The organism is Staphylococcus sp. GDX8P54P (assembly GCF_017893165.1).
Classification (GTDB): domain Bacteria; phylum Bacillota; class Bacilli; order Staphylococcales; family Staphylococcaceae; genus Staphylococcus; species Staphylococcus borealis.
Genome location: NZ_JAESMM010000094.1, coordinates 1 through 1,623, shown reverse-complemented (window position 1 = coordinate 1,623; position 1,623 = coordinate 1). Strand labels below are relative to the sequence as shown.

Here is a 1,623-nt window from a genome sequence, read left to right as displayed (position 1 = left end):
ATTGCAGCAATAGGAACAGCCTTTGTAGTTGCCTATAAAAAATCAGAGACGTTTAGAAATATCGTTAATTCTGTAATAGAGCCAGTCATTAATAGCTTCAAAAAAATGTGGGGAGTAGTTAAAACCATATTTGAAGCATTAAAAAAATTATTGTCTGGAAATTTCTTGCCGACACTTGATTTGCTTTCAAAAATAATGCCAAAAGAAACAGCAACTAAATTGACAATGAGATTGTTACAAATTCGTAAGTTATTTTTAGACGCTTTTAACTCTATATTTAATTTTGTTAAAGAAATTGGCAAAAAGTTAACAGATTTTTGGACTGAAAATGGCGATACTGTTATACAAGCACTTAAAAACATTGGTAATTTCTTTGTTGACTTTTTTGTATATCTTAAAGAACTGATCGGACCAAACCTTAGAGACTTAGGTAACTTAGTTCGAGTGATATTTATGAATATTATCGTTCCAGTAATTAAAGGAGCTATGAATATTATTTTAGGCATAATGAAATTTGTATGGCCTATAATTAAAATTCTAGTAGTAGATACTTGGAATAATATTAAAAACATCATTAGAGCTGCGTTAGACGTAATACTAGGCATTGTTAAAATTTTCTCTGGTATTTTCACAGGTCAATGGAGATTAGTTTGGGAAGGCGTTAAACAAGTCTTTAAAGGTGCTTTAGTTCTAATATGGAACTTAATACAATTATGGTTTATTGGAAAAATATTGAAAGTCGTAAAAATATTTGGTGGTTTATTTAAGTCGGTTATTAGTAAATCATTTAATGGTGTGAAAACAATCATTAGCACTGTCTTAAGATTTATATGGAATATTATTAGCACAGTGTTTAGAAGAATTTTAGGGATAACTAAAACAATTTTTGGTGCAGTCCGTAGATTTATAGGCGTTGTTTTCCGTGGAATAAAAAACGTTATAGTAAATTCGGTAAAAGCTATATTTAATGGAGTAAAAAAATGGTTTACTGCAGTTAAGAATATTACACATACAATTTTTAGTGGTTTAAGACAATTTATATATAAAGTTTGGACTTCTATAAAAAATAAAGTGATTTCTTTAGCAAAAGCTTTAAGTTCAGGAGTAAAAAAAGCATTTAATGCTTTATATAAATTTACACGTACTATATTTAACAAACTCAAAACTTTTATAGTAAATGTTTGGAAATATATTAAGAATAAAGTGATTTCGTTTGCTAAAGGTTTACATTCAGGAGTTAAAAATGCATTCAGTCGTTTATGGAGTTCAACACGTTCTATTTTTACTAAATTAAAAAATTGGCTCATATCTATATGGAGAAAAATAAGAAATTCAGTTGTAAACTCAGCTAAAAGTTTATGGTCAGGTGTCAAAAACACTTGGAATAGTTTATCTCGTGGCACTCGTAATATCTTTAACCGTGTTAAAAGCTTTATGTCTAATACTTGGCGTAGTATCAAGAATACAACGGTTAATATGGCTAAAGGATTATGGAGTAGTGTTCGAAGAACATTCAATAATATGAATAGTGGACTTAAAAATATTATTGGGAAAATCAAAGGTCATATCGGTGGTATGGTCAATTCGGTTAAAAGTGGTCTAAATAAATTAATCGAAGGTGTC

The 1,623-nt window shown here is 29.0% G+C and carries 1 protein-coding gene; it reads left to right on the top strand.

The window, feature by feature from the left end; translation table 11 throughout:
• Positions 1-1,623 (top strand): phage tail protein (locus tag KA909_RS13420; protein WP_481906440.1); only part of this gene is annotated, 1,623 nt, incomplete at both ends.